The sequence below is a fragment of the Paenibacillus ihbetae genome, assembly GCF_002741055.1.
In the GTDB taxonomy this organism is placed as follows: Bacteria; Bacillota; Bacilli; order Paenibacillales; family Paenibacillaceae; genus Paenibacillus_AQ; species Paenibacillus_AQ ihbetae.
Map to the genome: position 1 here is coordinate 2,164,332 of NZ_CP016809.1, position 16,728 is coordinate 2,181,059.

The 16,728-nt window shown below is 48.1% G+C and carries 13 protein-coding genes; 1 reads left to right on the forward strand and 12 read right to left on the reverse strand.

Annotated elements, in window-relative coordinates; translation table 11 throughout:
• Positions 1-11: 11 nt before the first annotated feature.
• Positions 12-1,685, reverse strand: coding sequence for a hypothetical protein (locus BBD41_RS09785; protein WP_099477454.1), 1,674 nt, complete (start codon positions 1,683-1,685; stop codon positions 12-14).
• 401 nt (positions 1,686-2,086) lie between these two features.
• On the opposite strand from BBD41_RS09785, the gene BBD41_RS09790 reads away from it, so the two are divergent.
• A complete protein-coding gene (locus BBD41_RS09790) occupies positions 2,087-2,749 on the forward strand; it encodes a 3'-5' exonuclease (RefSeq protein ID WP_099477455.1) in 663 nt (220 codons plus the stop codon).
• A 9-nt stretch (positions 2,750-2,758) separates the two neighbouring features.
• On the opposite strand, the gene BBD41_RS09795 is transcribed toward BBD41_RS09790, so the two are convergent.
• The 11 genes from BBD41_RS09795 to BBD41_RS09840 form a co-directional block, all read right to left on the reverse strand.
• The gene (locus BBD41_RS09795; RefSeq protein WP_099477456.1) at positions 2,759-3,715 is read right to left on the reverse strand and encodes a helix-turn-helix transcriptional regulator; all 957 of its coding nucleotides are present in this window, start codon (positions 3,713-3,715) and stop codon (positions 2,759-2,761) included.
• 189 nt (positions 3,716-3,904) lie between these two features.
• Positions 3,905-7,204 carry a UvrD-helicase domain-containing protein gene (locus BBD41_RS09800; RefSeq protein ID WP_099477457.1) on the reverse strand — a complete coding sequence of 1,100 codons (3,300 nt, stop codon included), beginning with the start codon at positions 7,202-7,204 and terminating at the stop codon, positions 3,905-3,907.
• Entirely contained in the window at positions 7,197-10,085 is a 2,889-nt protein-coding gene (locus BBD41_RS09805) for a PD-(D/E)XK nuclease family protein (RefSeq protein WP_099477458.1), read from the reverse strand. Before BBD41_RS09805 ends, BBD41_RS09800 begins: the two co-directional genes overlap by 8 nt.
• Positions 10,086-10,186: 101 nt before the next feature.
• Positions 10,187-10,537, reverse strand: a complete 351-nt coding sequence (locus tag BBD41_RS09810; protein ID WP_099477459.1) for an HIRAN domain-containing protein — start codon at positions 10,535-10,537, stop codon at positions 10,187-10,189.
• A 237-nt stretch (positions 10,538-10,774) separates the two neighbouring features.
• A complete protein-coding gene (locus BBD41_RS09815; protein ID WP_099477460.1) occupies positions 10,775-11,050 on the reverse strand; it encodes a hypothetical protein in 276 nt (91 codons plus the stop codon).
• 68 nt (positions 11,051-11,118) lie between these two features.
• Positions 11,119-11,625 carry a hypothetical protein gene (locus tag BBD41_RS30115; RefSeq protein ID WP_206098297.1) on the reverse strand — a complete coding sequence of 169 codons (507 nt, stop codon included), beginning with the start codon at positions 11,623-11,625 and terminating at the stop codon, positions 11,119-11,121.
• A 73-nt stretch (positions 11,626-11,698) separates the two neighbouring features.
• On the reverse strand, positions 11,699-12,142 hold the full coding sequence (locus BBD41_RS09825; protein WP_099477461.1) for a DUF6308 family protein: 444 nt from the start codon (positions 12,140-12,142) through the stop codon (positions 11,699-11,701).
• Between the two features lie 331 nt (positions 12,143-12,473).
• On the reverse strand, positions 12,474-12,767 hold the full coding sequence (locus BBD41_RS29780) for a hypothetical protein (RefSeq protein ID WP_157929286.1): 294 nt from the start codon (positions 12,765-12,767) through the stop codon (positions 12,474-12,476).
• 3 nt (positions 12,768-12,770) lie between these two features.
• Positions 12,771-13,097: a hypothetical protein gene (locus tag BBD41_RS09830; RefSeq protein WP_099477462.1), complete on the reverse strand. Its 327-nt coding sequence runs from the start codon at positions 13,095-13,097 to the stop codon at positions 12,771-12,773.
• Between the two features lie 410 nt (positions 13,098-13,507).
• Positions 13,508-15,130 carry a response regulator transcription factor gene (locus BBD41_RS09835; RefSeq protein ID WP_099477463.1) on the reverse strand — a complete coding sequence of 541 codons (1,623 nt, stop codon included), beginning with the start codon at positions 15,128-15,130 and terminating at the stop codon, positions 13,508-13,510.
• A 207-nt stretch (positions 15,131-15,337) separates the two neighbouring features.
• Positions 15,338-16,663, reverse strand: coding sequence for an ABC transporter substrate-binding protein (locus tag BBD41_RS09840; RefSeq protein WP_077569655.1), 1,326 nt, complete (start codon positions 16,661-16,663; stop codon positions 15,338-15,340).
• Between the last annotated feature and the right edge of the window lie 65 nt (positions 16,664-16,728).

The window sequence follows — 16,728 nt, forward strand, 5'->3', positions numbered from 1 at the left end:
GTACCTCCGCATCAAATGTCGATTTCATATGGCTTGTAAACACCTTTATCTGGATCTATTGCGAATACTTGCAAAGTGAACTCATCTAGTTCGCTTTGACTAATTAAATCATTCTTAAAGGTGCCCAGCAAAATATCAACTTCTTGTTTTAATGTAACGAATAATCCCCCTCCGGCTAATCGAAGTAAATATTCAAACACCGGTAGTTTTACCTCCAGCCTGGTTTGCTGATTTACTGTTATGAAGATTTTTGATGGCAAATAGTCAATATCCGAACGCTCCTCATCTATTGACAACCTCACTTGGCTTGGTGAATAGCTTTCATGAATTAGCAAATTTTCATTCACTATATACAAATTTGTTTCGTTGCGACTGATTAGTTTTTTAGAAAAGTTATGATTCAATCCTTGAATTAGTTCTTTGCGAACAGAAGCAAGAGTTTGTTTATCCTTTAAGCTATCGAGGAATCGATAGAAGTGCAGATAAGGCATCAACAGTTTCCGTGTACTCTCATCTCGCTCATCTGTCTCGAAAAAGTACTTTCGTCTAAATTTAGACATTTGATCGAAGATAGTATTGGATTGCTTGTCCGGATCTTGAATCCGATACCTTTCAATTAATTTGCGATAATAACCAAACAACAAGTCGATTTCATCATCGAACAACATCCGATGCTTCTGAACGGTTTGGTCTTCTCCGCTTATATCCCCGTTCAACAAAAAATCATCAATCGAAGAGATAGACAGCGTACCAGGATCAAGGTACTTAAAGTAACGGATAGCCCCGTGCTCCCCGGCTCCGCTTCCTTTCATATTCACCCCATAAAAGTTGTCATAGTAGGCTAGCTTCGAATGTTCTTCGATATCTTTATACCCAGCACTCATTACTTGCTCGCACGTCAGCCCCCCAGTAAATACGTAGCTCATATGTATGAGTATCTCACGCATCGTTACATGTATACCTAAACAATCCAGCAATCGATACTGCTCTACAAGCCGACTCCGTATCAGAGGATTAGACATTCGTCGATGATTCAACTGGATCACACAGTTTTTCTTACGACTGCAAGCCTCACATGCCCCCCAATTCTCCTCACGGTTCCATTCTTCTATAATACGAGCAGCATATATTGAAGAAGTAACATCTTGTAGATTGACCAAATGAAGTTGTTCATCATTAGTCTTATGATCGAGAAATCTCTTATTTACCATCTGGGATAGTTCAAACAGTTCAGAATGCTGGGATAAAAATTTTGTAAGTTTTCCTTCGTTAGCTGCAATTAAGTAATAGAGTCTACTTTCATGCCCGTTTTCTATCATATCTTGAAGACATCGAAGTTCTTTAAAGATTACTGCATCCGTAAGCTCTGACAAATCTTTTACAATTCGTAAGGTACCCTTGTTAAAAGAAGCTTCCAATATTCCGCTATCCGGCCATTGTAGTAATTGCTGCCCCGTAATACGCTCATATATAGTACGACATAGGCGGGTTTTGCCATCACCGGCGTTACCCGTCATTATTACGCTGCGAGGATCTTCATTAAACAACGTCAATAAAAAGCGTTCAATGTTGGTATCGATTGCAAATCGATATTGATCCGTACTCTGGGTATACTCGTCGTATATTTTTGCGTGGTTCGGGGATAGGACATTAAATTGATCGAGGTATTGTACGAAAGAATTCATGTCGCTCTCCTTACGTGTCTCTAGTAGTTCAAAAGTAATGAATCTACAGTAGTATTTGATTTTCTATAATGTATATTAACACCATTAGTCTATTGGATCAATTTAACAATAGAATATAATGTTGGTTTTTGTAGAACAATGAATGCTATATTTAAAGCCGAAAAGAAACTTATGAATTACACACAGTTTTCATGGATACTAGCGGAGCTTTGTGGTACTTCTCTAGCTCTTCGAGATTTGTAATAATCATAACAAATTAAAGTTTTAGAATTCTGTCACTAAACATATGTTCCTATTAAATTTATTTTGCTTTTTCCCATCCCCGAACACCCATTCCCTGACAACCCCAGCCACTCCCCCCTGCTAAACTAATAACAACCAATGCAGAGAGGAGCATTCCAATGCCAACTTATATCATCTTCGATCTTGAATTCATGGTGGTTCGTAAACATCAGCATCTTGCCGACATTATCGAAATCGGTGCGATTAAAATGACCGAGCAAGAAGGAACTCTGGTCATGACCGATGTGTTTCAATCCTATGTAAAACCTTCGAGACAGTATAAATTAACACCGGAAACGACGCCGTTTACGGGGATTACGCAGGATCAAGTCGATCAAGCACCGTCTTTTCCCGAAGCGCTAAAGGCTTTTCAAGAGTGGATCGGCGAGGCGCCCTATTATTTATGCGCATGGGGAATGGACGATAAATACCAGTTCATCCAGCATTGCCGGTATCATCAGATCTCCTTGGATTGGCTGCAAAATTATAACGATCTTCAGCTGGCGTTTACTCGACTTCACCAATCGGATCATCGACAGAGGATCGGATTGAAACGGGCGCTTGACTTGTTGCAGCTCCCATTCATCGGGGAGCCGCATCGAGCAACCGATGATGCCTATAACACGGCGAAAGTCTTTCTTTCGATCTTCCCTAACATCCAGTTGGTTACGAATAATGCCGCAGAAGATCAGCTGTACGTCTCGGAAATGGTATATTCCACAGGCTCGGAAGAGAATCACCCATTCAGTAAATTGGCGGAAATGCTGGGAATGGCGCAATAGTGCCGTTCCTTATTTCCCCTCATACAGCTTGCGCCATCGTTCAAGCCGTTCCTTCATTCGTTCCCGGTAAGATACCGGGGCCAGAATTTCAGCATCCGGCCCGTACTGACTTACCCAGTTCATAAACTCCCGGTCGTGATTCAGGGTAACCTCGAACAACAAACTGCCGTCCGGAAGGTCCTTCATCCTTGGTCTCACGAACATCTCCTCTTCCTTGATGTAACGGGCGACATCCGGCGAGAATTTCACTTTGAAATGGATTTGTTCCTCGCCGCGTTCAATCGACCAGGTGTTCTTCATATAATTCTTCAGGTTAAAGTCCCCGCGCTCGAAAGTGCGGCTGGTCATCTCCATAGAGCGGAAACGGCTCAGACGGAAGGTCCGAATATCCTTCGCCTGATGGCAATACCCGATCAGATAGAATCGTTGATCCCTCGGGACGAGGTAGTACGGATCGATCTCCCGTTTCGTTTGTTGGTTCCGGCTCTGCGTATGATATACAACGGTGATCGTCTTTTCTTCCACGATGGCCTGAATGACTTGATATAAATAGTTGGGCGCATCCTCCCGATAAGCAGGAGAACCCATCTGGATAATATCCGTGACATGTTTCAGGATTTCCCGATCCCGCTTCTTCTGCCGAAAGTGAGAAGCCATAACCTTGTCATACGCTGTGTCGAATCCCGGCGGCATATTGCTCTGATCGACAAAGGAAGGGAGCATGGAGAAGACCAACGCCTCCTGCTGCGTCCAATTGAATGGAAACATAGCAAAATCCCCGGCGAACGTGTAGCCTTTACCGTACCCTTCGTTGGTAATCGGCGCTACGAGGTCTAGTGAACGTAAATCCCGGTAAATCGTTCTTTCCTCGGCTTCACATCGTTCCGCCAATTCCTTAGCGCTGATCCCCGGCCTTGCTTGGATGGCATAAATAATTTTGAACCATCTGAACAACTTATCGGACATAGTTCTATTCTCCTGTTATCTATTCATTTATGATATATACACACTTCGACAATATCCGCCCATATCCTTCCATAGAACTAAAAAAGCCTCCCCAAATCAAATAGCGAACTTAAAGTCCTGCGCAACTCGCCCGCAGCATTATGTAAGACCGGGAAGAATTACGAAGATGCTAGCACGATGGAGCTAGTGTCACAGCACTACATACCGCCCGATTCCTGCGAAATAAAGCCCTGCTTCTTTCACTTTGAAGTCAAAGGTGCGTTCCCATTCCGAAGCGTAGACAAGGACCTGAGGACGATAGAAATTAACGAACGTCTGCAGGGCCCCCTCCTCGACGTGATCGGTCTTGAAGTCAACAATGACCCAGCCGTCTTCTTCTTCGAACAGAAAATCAATGACGCCTCGCAAATAAGCATGCTTCACAGCATCATCTCCGATTGCCGAAGCCGGGGCCGCTTCGAGCTTTATGTCTTCCATTGCCATGTTGTTGAATGACTTAAGCTCCGCGGCGTTCTTCCTAAGTAACAGGGGCAGCTCGAATAACCGGCGGCGTGCACGCAAGCTTCGCTGCCACAGTTCGCTGACCAGGATGCTTTGCGCAATCCGTACGGCTTCGGGGATGTACTCTGCTGCCAATCCTTCTTCGCTCGCAAGCCAATGTACGGCCTCATCCAGATCCGACTCCGCCAATCCCTTGCCGAGCATTTCCAGCGAGCGGTGGACAACGCTGCCGAATGCCATCCCTTTCCCCTCCGAGGACCATTCCGGACGGTCATGGAGCATCTTGGTCTGTTCCGTTACCGACAGCAGCGAATAGGTAGGCCGGTTTATATCATCCAATTGGCGCTGACGAGCAGCCCGAATGCCGAGGATATCCGGTCCTTCGGTTAACTCCGTTTTTGACGTTTGTATGCGTTCAGGAACCTGAAGCTCCGGAAGCTCTGGCATTCCTTCAACGAGCGGGGTCCATGGGCATTTGGCCGGCTGCTCGGGATATAAACTGATGACCAGCATTTGCTTGGGCCGCGTGGCTGCTACATACAGCAACCGATCTTTCTCTGCCTTTGCGAATGTCCGCTCCCGCTCGCTCATTTCGTCCCAACCGGGAGGCTGCGCAGCTATTTTCGGATGAAATCCCCCTGTTTTCTTATGGATCGTAAAATACCCGGCTGCCGGGTCGGAAGATCGATCGATATATTGCGCGGGCTCGTGTTCGGATTCTTCGCATGGGCCCGCAAGAATGACGACAGCCGCCTCCAGCCCTTTGGCTTTATGCAGATTCATCACACGGACGGCTTGATCGCCTCCGACATACAGACTCGAGGTTTCCATCCCTTGGCATGCTCTTTCCATCAATCGGCATAGTTCACTCCAGCTTGAAGCAGCCCTTGCATCGCTGTGCACAAGCTGCATCAATCCGACCAAGGTTCCCGCGCGTACCGAACCAGCGGGCAATGCCGATACATACGGTATGATCCCTAAATCTTCAACGATAAGGTTAAAGGCTGCCGCTGCATGTAATGTACGGACCCATTCCAAATACATGCGCAATCTGGCCAGCGCTGCGCCAACCGGCTGCGCATTTTCGCTCAGTTCTGCCTGCGATATCGATTCGTGTATGGATATCCGGCTGCCTTCCTGCTTATAGGCCCACAGCTGATGGTCGCTTAATCCAAATAACATGCCGCGCAGAACCGCGAGCAATGCAGGCTGATCGGAGGCGTCTTCAAGATAGCGGACCAGCTGCCATAGCATCAGCATTTCTTCATAAGCGGCCGTACTTCCGGAAGTATCGGCAGGAATACCGCTTAGATCCAGCTGTTCCGCATAGACATGAATGAATGTTTTCGTCTTGGTGAGGATCAGGAAGTCCCCCGGAACTGCATTCCGGCTTGTGCCGTCCCTCTGGATGATCTGCAGGTTGCCGTCAGTGCAAGCCCATGAAATATAACTTGCGATACGCTTGGCATCTTCCAGGGCAGCCGCTGCTTTTCCCCCGGTAATCTTGGGATAGTTCAACACGTATACACCTTGCCCTGCTGCTTGGGACGAGATATCCCAGTCCGTCTCCATCTTCGCGAACGCCGCTTGATATTCCGTTTCGACTGAAGGAAATTTTTCTGCAAACCGACTGTTGATATAATCGCCGATCGATGGTACGGAACGGAAATTAGACGTTAATTTAAGCACACCCCCGCACTCGCGGATTCGCGCTTTGACCTCGTTATAAATCGAGATATCTGCCCTGCGAAAACGATAGATCGACTGCTTCGGGTCCCCCACCAGAAATAACGAACCGGGCCGCGGTTTCAGCCGCCTCCAGTCCTGATCCTCCATTCCCAACTCGGTAACGCCTGTGAGCAGAAAAATAAGCTCAGCTTGCACCGGATCCGTGTCTTGAAATTCATCAACGAGAATCCGTTGGTATTTTTGCGCAAAGTAAGCCCGAACTTCAAGATGGTCGCGAAGCAGCCTGGCCGTTTCTACGAGCAGATCCTGAAAATTCAACCGTCCTGCAGATAAGCGGCGTTCCTGGCAATAGAGAATAGCCGGGCGAACGAACGCAATCAGCTTCGGGTATAAAAATTCGCGCCATTCCTGCAGAAAGGGAAATAACACGGTTTCCTGCCAATCGATAAATCTGGTCTTCAGCTGGGCTGCCTGCTCTTTGGATGTCCATCGCTTCTGCGTTACATGGATCTTGCTCTCGAACTGCTCCGCAATCTCAAGAATGCGCGTATCATCCTTCACGTCGATCAGCCGCAGCTTTTGGCGATTTGTATGTACAAGCGTTTGAAGCTTGTCCCATCCTTGGTCAGGCTCAGTCGATGGTATATACGGCGCCGCCGCCTCAAGCAGTGGGAAGAGCGTATCCCGAATGCGGTCGAAGTTCGGATACAGTCGTTCTTGACAAGGCAGCTCGACATCGGAGAATGTGGTTACCCGATCATAAACATCCCGCAGTGTATTCACATCAACGCCGAGCAGCGATAGCTCGTCCAAGAGCCGCAGCTGCGCTTCATTCAATTCCGTAATATACTCATCCCAACAAGCATCCCGAAAGAGCCTGTCCTCCTCTTCGGCCATCTCCTCGAAATACGGATCCAGCCCTGCTTCAATCGGACGCTCCCGCAGCAGCAATGCGCAGAAAGAATGGATCGTTCCAATAAACATGAGATCCAGCTTGCTTAGAGCAAACGAATATCGACGGCGGCTCGTTGAACCGGGTTCAGCTGTTCGATTAGCGTTTTCCAACGCGACCCGGAATCTTTCCTTGAGCTCCCCGGCAGCTTTATTCGTAAATGTAATCGCTGCGATTTGTTCTGCCTGCACGCCATGATCAATTAAGGCAAGAAGCCTGCCTACCAAGCTGGTCGTTTTACCCGATCCGGCCCCTGCCTCCACAAGCAGCGTCGTATCTAAATCATGAAGGATTCGATGACGGTCTGCTTGATCCGCCGGCAAGTTTAATAAACTGGATTCAATCAATCTCTTCCACCTCCCGCAGTGAACCTAATACAGCTGCATTGACAGCAGCTCCCCGCTTATTCCCCATCCACTCGGCGTGCGAGCCGCACACGGATTGGTATTTGCACCACGTACATGTCTTAACATCTTTAGCTGGAATAAACAGACCTTGATTCATGGAATCCAGAAGTTTAGAGATGATGTCGCCTAATTCCTCCCTGCGGTCTTGCTTCCTCCTGACATACTCTCCTCTTCCCCGTACGGTTGGAAAAGAATATTCCGCTTCCGTTACCCTGGCCTCAATATCTTTGCCTGTTAGGTGAAGCCACTGTTCAACCGCGATGGAGTACAGAGCATGCTGAAGCTGTGTTCCTCCGCTGAAATATTCGGCTGAGGCGTATTTCTTCATATTGCCTGTTTTATAATCAATGATTCGATATTCATGAGGGCCGATGCGATCCACCCGATCGACGAACCCTTTCAATTTCACTCGCATGCCTTCCGGCAATGTCAGCTCCATCGGCTCACCCTCAGGTGTACCTAGTTCCAATTCGAAATAGCAGGGCTCTTCGGTCTTCCCTTCTTCGTTCCTGTAAAAAACCTCTGCATCGCGCCGGATCTCCTCGCATTCTTTCTTCTGTACATGCGGGCTGGGAGCCGGTATAGACTTCGCGGCATCATCAAGTGCTTGGTCTACAATCCTATATAGCTTGCGTCTGTCATGCTGCGGCGGCTTCGTACCGAACTCCGTAACCTCCTCTAAATACAGCCTGTAAATATGATGCAGAAGCGTTCCCCGTTCATCGGCCTGCAGCCAACGGGCACGGTCAAAGACAGGAATTTCTTTAGGACGCAGTCTTAACACGGAATAAAAGTAGTATTGCAGTCCGCATGCCGCATATTTCTCCAGTTGACTCACACTGATGGCTTGTTGCCCCAGTATGCCATCCGAACCCGCTTTGTTCGTGCTCAGCCACCCGTCATAAACCGACAGCCTTTCATCTTGGCGATTCACCTGTCCCAGATATCCCTGCGCCAAAGCCGGATAAGCATGTGATACGGCCTTCCATCCATCTCTTGTTCCGCTTGAATCCCGAAGATATTGCGCCCATACATCGATCTCATCATATGTACTTCTTCGTTCTTCCGGATGCAGCACATCCATTACGCTGTACGGCTGCCCTAATACTCTCTCTAAAGCGCTGAAATCCTGCGTGTCATCCCCAGATTGCAGTCTCATTATTTGCAGCATCTCGAATGCAGGGCTTCGGCTTTCCCGCTCCCCCGGATCGTACGAAGCATAACTAAGCCACAATTCCCCGCATATGAGTGATAACCGGGCATCACGAACGTTTCTGAATTGTTTGGATTGTTCACGGACCAATTGTAAATGTTTAGATACCGCCGCCCGCTCTTCATCCAGCAACAGAGGATCCTGCATGATCGGCATGCTCCAGGTTCGCTCATCCATGCCGACGATCCATGTTCGGTATCTTCCGCTGAAGCCGCCGTTGTGGATGGAAGTAACATGAACTGCCCCCGGCTTCGGTGTTGCATCGACCCGGATCCGTATGCCGTTCAAGATTTCAGTTACATATCGTACCGCCCACTCGGGCGTCATGGACCCAACTCGGATTCCCGATAGACGTGTGCTCCAAGCTTGAATGGCCGTTTTTACGTTCTGGTCATCGCTCGAATGAAGAGGTACATGCTTCTCAACAAAATCCCCCAACCATTCGAGCAACAGATCGGGCCTCCACCCGCTTCCTTCCGGAAGCTTGTCGAACCAGCCTTGAAGCACCTCATGCAGCTTCATTCCAAGCTCCTGCTGCCCGTCCCCCATGCGTTGTCGGGAATCAAGGATTCCGGCATAGCGATGCCTGCCCCAGCCGATTCCGCTCTGCTCCAGCAGGCGAATCCAATCCACGGCGGATGCTTGGTGGTCAGCGATTTGCAGGCATCCGCTGCGAAGCATCTCCGTAAGGCGAGCCACTGGGAACCCTTCCTTAATCCAAGCAAGAATGGCTAAAGCAGCCTTACCTGCCGTACAGTAGGAGATCGGAAGCCCATTGGAGAAGGTACACGGGACCCCCGATGCCTCGGCCTGCGAGTAAAGTACAGATACATATCGTTCGTAATCCGACAACATGATTTCCATCTGATCCAGCGGCTCGGGCTCTGCAATCATTCTGCGAAACCCTTCGCGAACTTCAGCTAAACTTCCAGCGGCGCGAAACATCATTAGTCGATTGTTAGAGAATCTTGCATGAGAATAAAAAGGCTCCTCGAAATGGATAATGTCCAGTTGGCTCCCGGCTATTTTCTCGATCAGATCCCATTCCATTCTCGACCATCCCGCGGGCTGCAGAAGTAAAAATCTTGTGTTATCCGCAGTTGGAGTACAATACTCGGCCAAACCCGCAAAGTCCGTCAGCGCCTGCTCTTGGAGATAAGTCTCATAACGATCAAGCAATTGTTGGAGATACCAGCCCTTGCTCTCGTTCGAAAAGTCATTCGGATGTATTTCTCCGGAACGAACCCCAGCCATCCGTAATTCAACGAGCGACTGATGAACTTTACGGACCACCCCGGGGTTTACCATTGATTTATGCGTAATATAACTATGCGGATCTGCTTCGGCCTGATGCAGCATTAGCTGTCGAATCACCCAGAACGCTTGCTCGTCCTCAAGAAAACGCATCTTTCGACGCGACAGCTCGAATGCCGTATTGGCATGCACCATGCCCTGAAGTGTCTCAACTTCCACATTAAAAACAGAGCCGAAACGTTCGCAAATTCGCTCTAGCAATTGGTGGCCTTGCGAATAGGACGGGACAATCAGCATCTTAGGGGATAGCGGATCTTCTTTTATTTTCTGATACAATCGATCTATTAGGTCCATGCCAATCCTCCTCCCTTGTAATTCTATATACCTACATTCGCCAAATTTCCCGTTGTCCCCTTCCTAAATCCGCAACAAAAAACAAAATACGCCAATTTTCCTCATTTCCAGGGAAAAGATTGATGTTCTGTTTGGAGAAATATATCGAGTGATGCTATTCCTTCCATAAGCTCAACAATGGCCAGATCCTTCACAATAAACCGGATCACACCGTAAACTTGTTGTTCAAATGAATCATAGATCCGACCAGCGCTCCGACATCCTTTAGGCACCGTATGCGTGCTGTTCGCAACGTAGCCGATCTTTCCAAGCGGAGGAATCACCGCCTGGATCGCCTCCTCGTCATACGGATTGCCCGGATCTTTAATGAGCTGCACGACCATCCCCGGCTTCAAAAAACTTGCGCCGAAATAATGCGATGTCCCGGTTATAGCTATATAAATTTGTCCCATGCACACCTACACTCCATTCCTAACCGAAACTCATAGTTTATGTATTCCGGATATTCAACCCCGAACATTGATAAGCTTATTTTAAAGCTCAGGATGAACAGCTGTTTGTCAGCGAATGCATGTTCTAACTAAAAAACCTTCACACGAATGACGTGTGAAGGTCTGATCAAGTAACTACTCTAGGAGAGGAGCTCCATAACCATGTAGTGGATATTGGTTTTAGTGATTTTACGATTTTCACCCAGGATTCTCATTTAACTTTATTTCGTTAACCTTTATATCTCCGGGAACGTACTGATCGCCTTCTGCAGTACTCTCAACTTCCGCACTGATCACATCACCCACATTGTAAATTTCTATGTTTTTAACGGGCAGCCAGAATCCATCTACGTAAATTTGTGAAGATTGTTCATTAATCTCTTCTACTGGACCCTCGACATGAAAGGTATTCTGTTCCCCGGCGCAGCCAACAAGAGCCAATAATAAAAGTAATATCATCACAAATCGATTCATATTGTAACGTCTTCTCCTTTGGTTATAGCACCTTTAGTGAGAACTTTTACTGCCAAATTATATATCCTTCAGACTCTAAAAGACTTTATGAATACCACCAAAGAAATTAAGAAGAATACAGCACCTAAAGCTGCTCCTGCATAAAGCGGCAGTTTACTATCCGCAAAATAGGTCAATGCTGCCCCTGCTACAAACAACACCGCCCCCAAGTTCGCTGAAGATTTCGCATACTCCCGGACGGCCTTAATCCTTCGAGCATGATCGGATTCCTCTTCATCATCTCCATACTCTCCATACTCTTCAGCCTCTTCGTATTCCTCGTAATATTCATCCTCATCATCATACTCTTCATCTAGACTTTCTTCCTGCTCGTCGTCCTGCTTACCGGATACGAAAATAGAAAGCTGACCATCATGCTTACACATCATAATCCAAGGATAGGTTCCTTCTGGCAGCTCAAATACTCTTTCTTCCAAGGGCTTGATAGGCTCAGTGGAAGTTTTGGTCCCATGTGAGAGCGTTCCGGGGTGAATATTGATTTCCTTACCGGTATCATTGAAATATCCTACCTTCACCTAATCTCCAACCTTCTAAAATAGTTAATGATTACTCCCCTACTTGCATTAGTGGTTCAATTCATCCATTCTCTTAAACCGATTTCCTCTCAGCAGTGTTCAATCCATCCTGAAACAAAATCAAATCGATAATTCTTAACGGTGACAAATTGTACTGTTGGGCCAATTGAAATAGTGGTTCCGCCGCCGGCTCATCGTTCAAATAATCTTGTAGAGCAAATATGTATGCATGGTACTTGTAGTAGTCTTCGATTCGGTCACTTCCAAACACGGTCTTGCAAATATTTTTGTCGAAGATGGGAAATAGCTCTGGAAGCATGAAATGAATCAGCTTTGTCGTGGTCGGAAAGTTCAACCGTTGATCGCCATAATTAATAGTAGCGTTAGCAACTTGAACAAATTGTTTTATCAATACAGGAGGTCTTCCAAATGCTGCGCCAAAAATCCGCTCGCCATGGTGCATGCCGATTATCGGATCATTTAGTCCATCTAAATAAGAATCGGTACCAACCTTCAAGAAACCTTCATGTCATTTTAACAGACTCGTTATTTCGTCTATTGTTTATTGTTGGCTCTATATTATCAAGAAAGTCATGAAATATCTTCATATTCTTCAATAGACAAATACTCTTTCAATTTCTTTTTCCTATAGATCACAGTATCTTACTCCAATCTTTCCTCTTTGATTCAAAGTCGCCTTGTGATTATCCTACCACAATCTCCCGTCACTCCAGCCTTCTTCAATGTTCCACCGCTGTCTTCCATCTTGGGCATGCAAAAAAGCTCATTCCTACTTATAATTCAAGTGGAAAAGAGCTTTTAAAAGTTCATCAAGTATGAGCTTTTGATTACGAAGGCTCTATATGAGTGAATCTAGGTACTCTTTCTTTGTATTCTTTCGCCGCATCAAATGGAATCATACTTACATGTTCCGGTGCTTTTGTTCGAGATAAATGAATACCGTGTAGACAAACATCGCACCATATGTCTAAAAATCCTACTCTTGACTTCATATCTCCGACATATTGATAATCTATTCCACGTTTTTGGCAATTAGGACATTCAATTTCATGTCTTTTTGTATTGTTATTAGTGATGATAGTGGTTAACTTAATCCAGTCTTTAAAATGTGAATTAATCAATTACTACCGCCCCTTTCGCTTAAAATATTCCCACCATGCGTCTTCTGAGCCATATGCCCCTTTTTCAAATTCGATCAGCATCTCGTAAGCTAGGGGCTTTCCAAAAGTTTTAGTTTGATAGATATGAATTCTCTCGTGTCCTAACGTTTTAACTAAGTTTTCCTTACTGCTAAAAGCATCGGGGTACAACAATATCCTGTTTCCTTTTGGGTCAGCCCACCCGTACAAGTCCTTACCTATCAATTCAGCATCTCGAACTATTTCTATCTTTATTCCCTTTAATCCAATACCTGCATCTTCAGCAATCTTTTCAACGTGTCTTAATTGCATTGGCTCAGAGAGGTTCTCGAATGCTCCTGTATTTGAGGATTTACGATATAAATCCTGTTCAAAGTTATCCTTCCCCTCAGTCCTTCCCGTTTGTATAGATGGACAAGTTTATGACGATATTTGTATCATATCAAAGAATCACTCGAACACAGACTACTACTTTCCTGAAAACGGAAAAACCAACGGCAGCACACTTAGCTTCACTTAACCCGCCTCCCACATCCCCTACACCCCCAACAAAAAAGACCCCGAATCCCAACCCAAGTTGAAATTCAAGGCCCTGACCTCTACGAATAAATCACTCAATTATGCCCTTCCTTGATCCCCGATTTCCGATAAAAATACGCATTGATGACATTGCGTCACCACTCCTTTGCGGCTCCCCAGCTCTTCATCACGCCTCCCCGAGATCATCTCACAAGCTCCGTCGGGTTCATGCCCGTGAATTTCTTGAAGACCGTGCTGAAATACGGAACGTTTTTATATCCGACCTTTTCGGCCACTTCGTAAACCAGCGCATTTTTCTCCATCAGCAGCTCACGGGCCTTCTCGACCCGTACTCGGGTCAGGTAATTGTTGAACGTCTCTCCGGTCATGTTCTTAAAAATCATCGACAAGTAGTTTCTCGAAATGTATACCTTATCCGCCAGTCCCCCAAGCGTGAGGTCCTCGGCATAGTGCTCGTGAATATACTCGATCATAAAGTCGACCGCCTGGCGATGCTTTCCGTTCCCGCCCCATTCGCGGCTGCCGAACACGAGCCCGATTTTGGTGATCAGCCATTCGGCAAGCTCGGACGGACGCTGCAGCTTCGCCATTTCACGCGTAATGCCGTCATACGGGAAGATATCGTCAACGACGGTCCCCGTCTCATAGAAAGCAAAGGCGATAATGCCCCACAGCTCGCCGGCCAGCATGCCGACGTAGGGTTTGGTGATGCCCCCTTCCTGCTCCAGCCGCTTCATATAATCCCTTATCATCGTCTGCGCCTGATTCTCCTGTGAGGTACGAATCGCGCCGGCCAGCTCTAGGTATAGCTTAACCGGACGCACCGGAGACTTGGCCTCCGCATTGCCCGGCTCCTGTGCACTGTAGAAATACAACTCATGCTCCGGAACCGCCGGCCGGGAAGTCACATCGATCGCGCGGAAGGCTTCTTCCGTCGAGATGCCGATTTCGCTTATGCTGCTCTTCCGCTCACCGATGCCGATCCGGATCTTCAGCTTCAAGTAGTTCCGGACACAGTCGATTAATCGGACGCCCAGCTGCTCCAGCCGCTGCCGCACTCGCTCGGCAGGCTCTATTCGGTCATGATGAATAATGATCACCGAACGGTTGGTGTGGAGATCTGTATGGTCGAAGCTTGGAAATGCCGCCTGCGTAATTTCGCACGCCATATTGCTGATTGCAAATCGAAGGAGGCTCCAGTCCGGCAAGCTTAATTTGGCTGCCCGTTGGTCGTAGACCAGCTCGATGCCGATGACCGTATGATCGTGATCGGTCCAATACCGATAAGGCTCCGGGATTTCCGATTGAAGTCCTGATTGCAGCAGGGTGCCGGCTGCGGCCGATTTGACCCACTCCTTCTCGACGAAGGGCTCGTACAGGTGCAGCTTCTGGAGCAGCTCATCCTGCTTGATGCGCAGCTCTTCGCGCTCCTCCAAATCGGATATCGCCTGGTTTAACACGGATTTCAGCGTCGGAAGGCTGACCGGCTTGGATAAATAATCGCTTACGTCCAGACGCAAGGCTTGGCGAGCATATTCGAAGTCCGAGTATCCGCTCAGAATGATCACTTTTCCCGTATAGCCGGCGTTCTTCCGCAGGTGCTCGATCATATCCAGACCGTTCATGACAGGCATGTATAAATCGGTAATCACGATGTCGGGGCTGGCCGATGCAATCATTTCAAGCCCTTCTTCCCCGTTCAACGCTTCCCCTGCCCACTCTGCATTCAGTTCATCCCAAGGGATGGCTTTGCGGATTCCCTGCAGCACGGCGCGGTCGTCATCCACGATTCCTATCTTCCACATCTGAAGAGCCCCCTTCTTATTTGCAAAAAAGGAAAATAGCTTCAATCTAACGGTAATACGCCATGCCCGATCGGCTGTAAAACCGCTCAGGCATGACGTAAACCAGGAATAGACTGGAACTATTTTAACAGACAGCTTTCACCGAATAACCGAATCCTTTTACTCCCTTGCCGGCATCTCGTTCTCACTCATCCCATTGTATAGGAGTTATTCATATTCTTGCGCGGCCTTCTTCAACGATTCATAGGCCTTCTCCGGCGTCGTTCTGCCGAAGCTCAGCTCATCCCGGACGAGCGGGAAGTCTTTGTCGATGAAGTTCACCCAGCCTTCCGGCCCTGTCGTAAAGATCTGTCCGTCCGGCGTCGTGGCGTCGATCAGCTTCATCCCGACCTTTTCGCCTTCCGGAAGCTTCGGAATCAGCGACTCGGCGATCTTGGCATTGGCTGGCACGCCTCGAGCGGTTCCAAGAATTGCCCCTGCCTCCGGATCGTTGATGAACCAGTCGATGAATTTGGCCGCTTCTTCCTTATGCTTGGAATTCGGCGACAGGCTGAAGTACATGGACGGCTTGAGCCAGCCCCCTGCTTCCTCGGCCCGCGGCATCGTAACCAGATCGTACGCCCCTTCCTTCATGCTGTCCCATGTGGTGTAGTTGTTGGAGAAGGAGTAGCGGAACAGGATTTTGCCGTTGACCAGCAGGTCTGCCGTCGGATCCATCTCCTTGTCGGATGCGTTTAGATCCGCAGGAGGCACAAGTCCGTCCTTGCGCAGCTGTTCAAACTTCTTCGTCCATTCCAGGAACGTCGCTTCATCGATATTGAATTTGCCGTCTTCCGTAATCAAGGTACCCTTGCCCTTGGCATAGTGATACGCGCTGAACATGAAGTAGTTGCCGGCATAATCCAGCGTGAAATATTGGCCTTCCGCCAGCTTAGGCTTGACCTCTTCCGCCAATGCGAAGAAATCATCCCAGCTCCAGCCGTCCTTCGGCATCGTTGCGCCCAGCTTCTCCAGAGCCGCCTTGTCGTAGATCATCCCGAAGGCAACCGATCCGAGCGGCACGCCGTATTGCTTGCCGTCTCTCTGCCCGATCGGCAGCAGGCTCGGCGTCAATTCATCCAGCTTAACCTTGGAATCGAGCTCTTCGAGCTGGTTGCGGGAGGTCCAGTCCGAAATCCAGCCCGGGTCCATTTGGAAAATATCCGGCTCATTATGCGCCGCTGCCTGCGTAGAGAGCTTATCCAGATAACCATCCATCCCGGAGTATTCGGGCTCGAAGGTCACATGCGGATTCTTCGCCGTGTAGGCCTCCAATGCCTTCAGTGTCGCTTCGTGGCGCGGCTGCGAGCCCCACCACATAATCCGGAGCTTGACGTTGTCTGCCGAACCGCCTTCGGCCTGTGTATTGTTCTTGGATGAGTTTGTGCTGCCTGTGTTTGTGCCGGTGCCTCCGTTACCGCCGCCGCATGCCGCTGCCAGCAAGGAGAACACCATCAATAACGCGAGAATCTGCAATCGCTTCCATTTATTCATGCCGACTTCCCCCTAGAAACAATATATTGTGGTCAATATGATCCTATCAATTCCGGGATGACGGG

Excerpts from the sequence above, each read along its gene's own strand:
- BBD41_RS09815 (WP_099477460.1), bottom strand. The coding sequence starts at position 11,050 with ATGAATCGATTTGTGATGATATTACTTTTATTATTGGCTCTTGTTGGC.
- BBD41_RS09790 (WP_099477455.1), top strand. The coding sequence starts at position 2,087 with ATGCCAACTTATATCATCTTCGATCTTGAATTCATGGTGGTTCGTAAA.
- BBD41_RS09805 (WP_099477458.1), bottom strand. The coding sequence starts at position 10,085 with ATGGACCTAATAGATCGATTGTATCAGAAAATAAAAGAAGATCCGCTA.
- BBD41_RS09840 (WP_077569655.1), bottom strand. The coding sequence starts at position 16,663 with ATGAATAAATGGAAGCGATTGCAGATTCTCGCGTTATTGATGGTGTTC.
- BBD41_RS09785 (WP_099477454.1), bottom strand. The coding sequence starts at position 1,685 with ATGAATTCTTTCGTACAATACCTCGATCAATTTAATGTCCTATCCCCG.
- BBD41_RS09835 (WP_099477463.1), bottom strand. The coding sequence starts at position 15,130 with ATGTGGAAGATAGGAATCGTGGATGACGACCGCGCCGTGCTGCAGGGA.
- BBD41_RS09830 (WP_099477462.1), bottom strand. The coding sequence starts at position 13,097 with ATGCAATTAAGACACGTTGAAAAGATTGCTGAAGATGCAGGTATTGGA.
- BBD41_RS09795 (WP_099477456.1), bottom strand. The coding sequence starts at position 3,715 with ATGTCCGATAAGTTGTTCAGATGGTTCAAAATTATTTATGCCATCCAA.
- BBD41_RS09810 (WP_099477459.1), bottom strand. The coding sequence starts at position 10,537 with ATGGGACAAATTTATATAGCTATAACCGGGACATCGCATTATTTCGGC.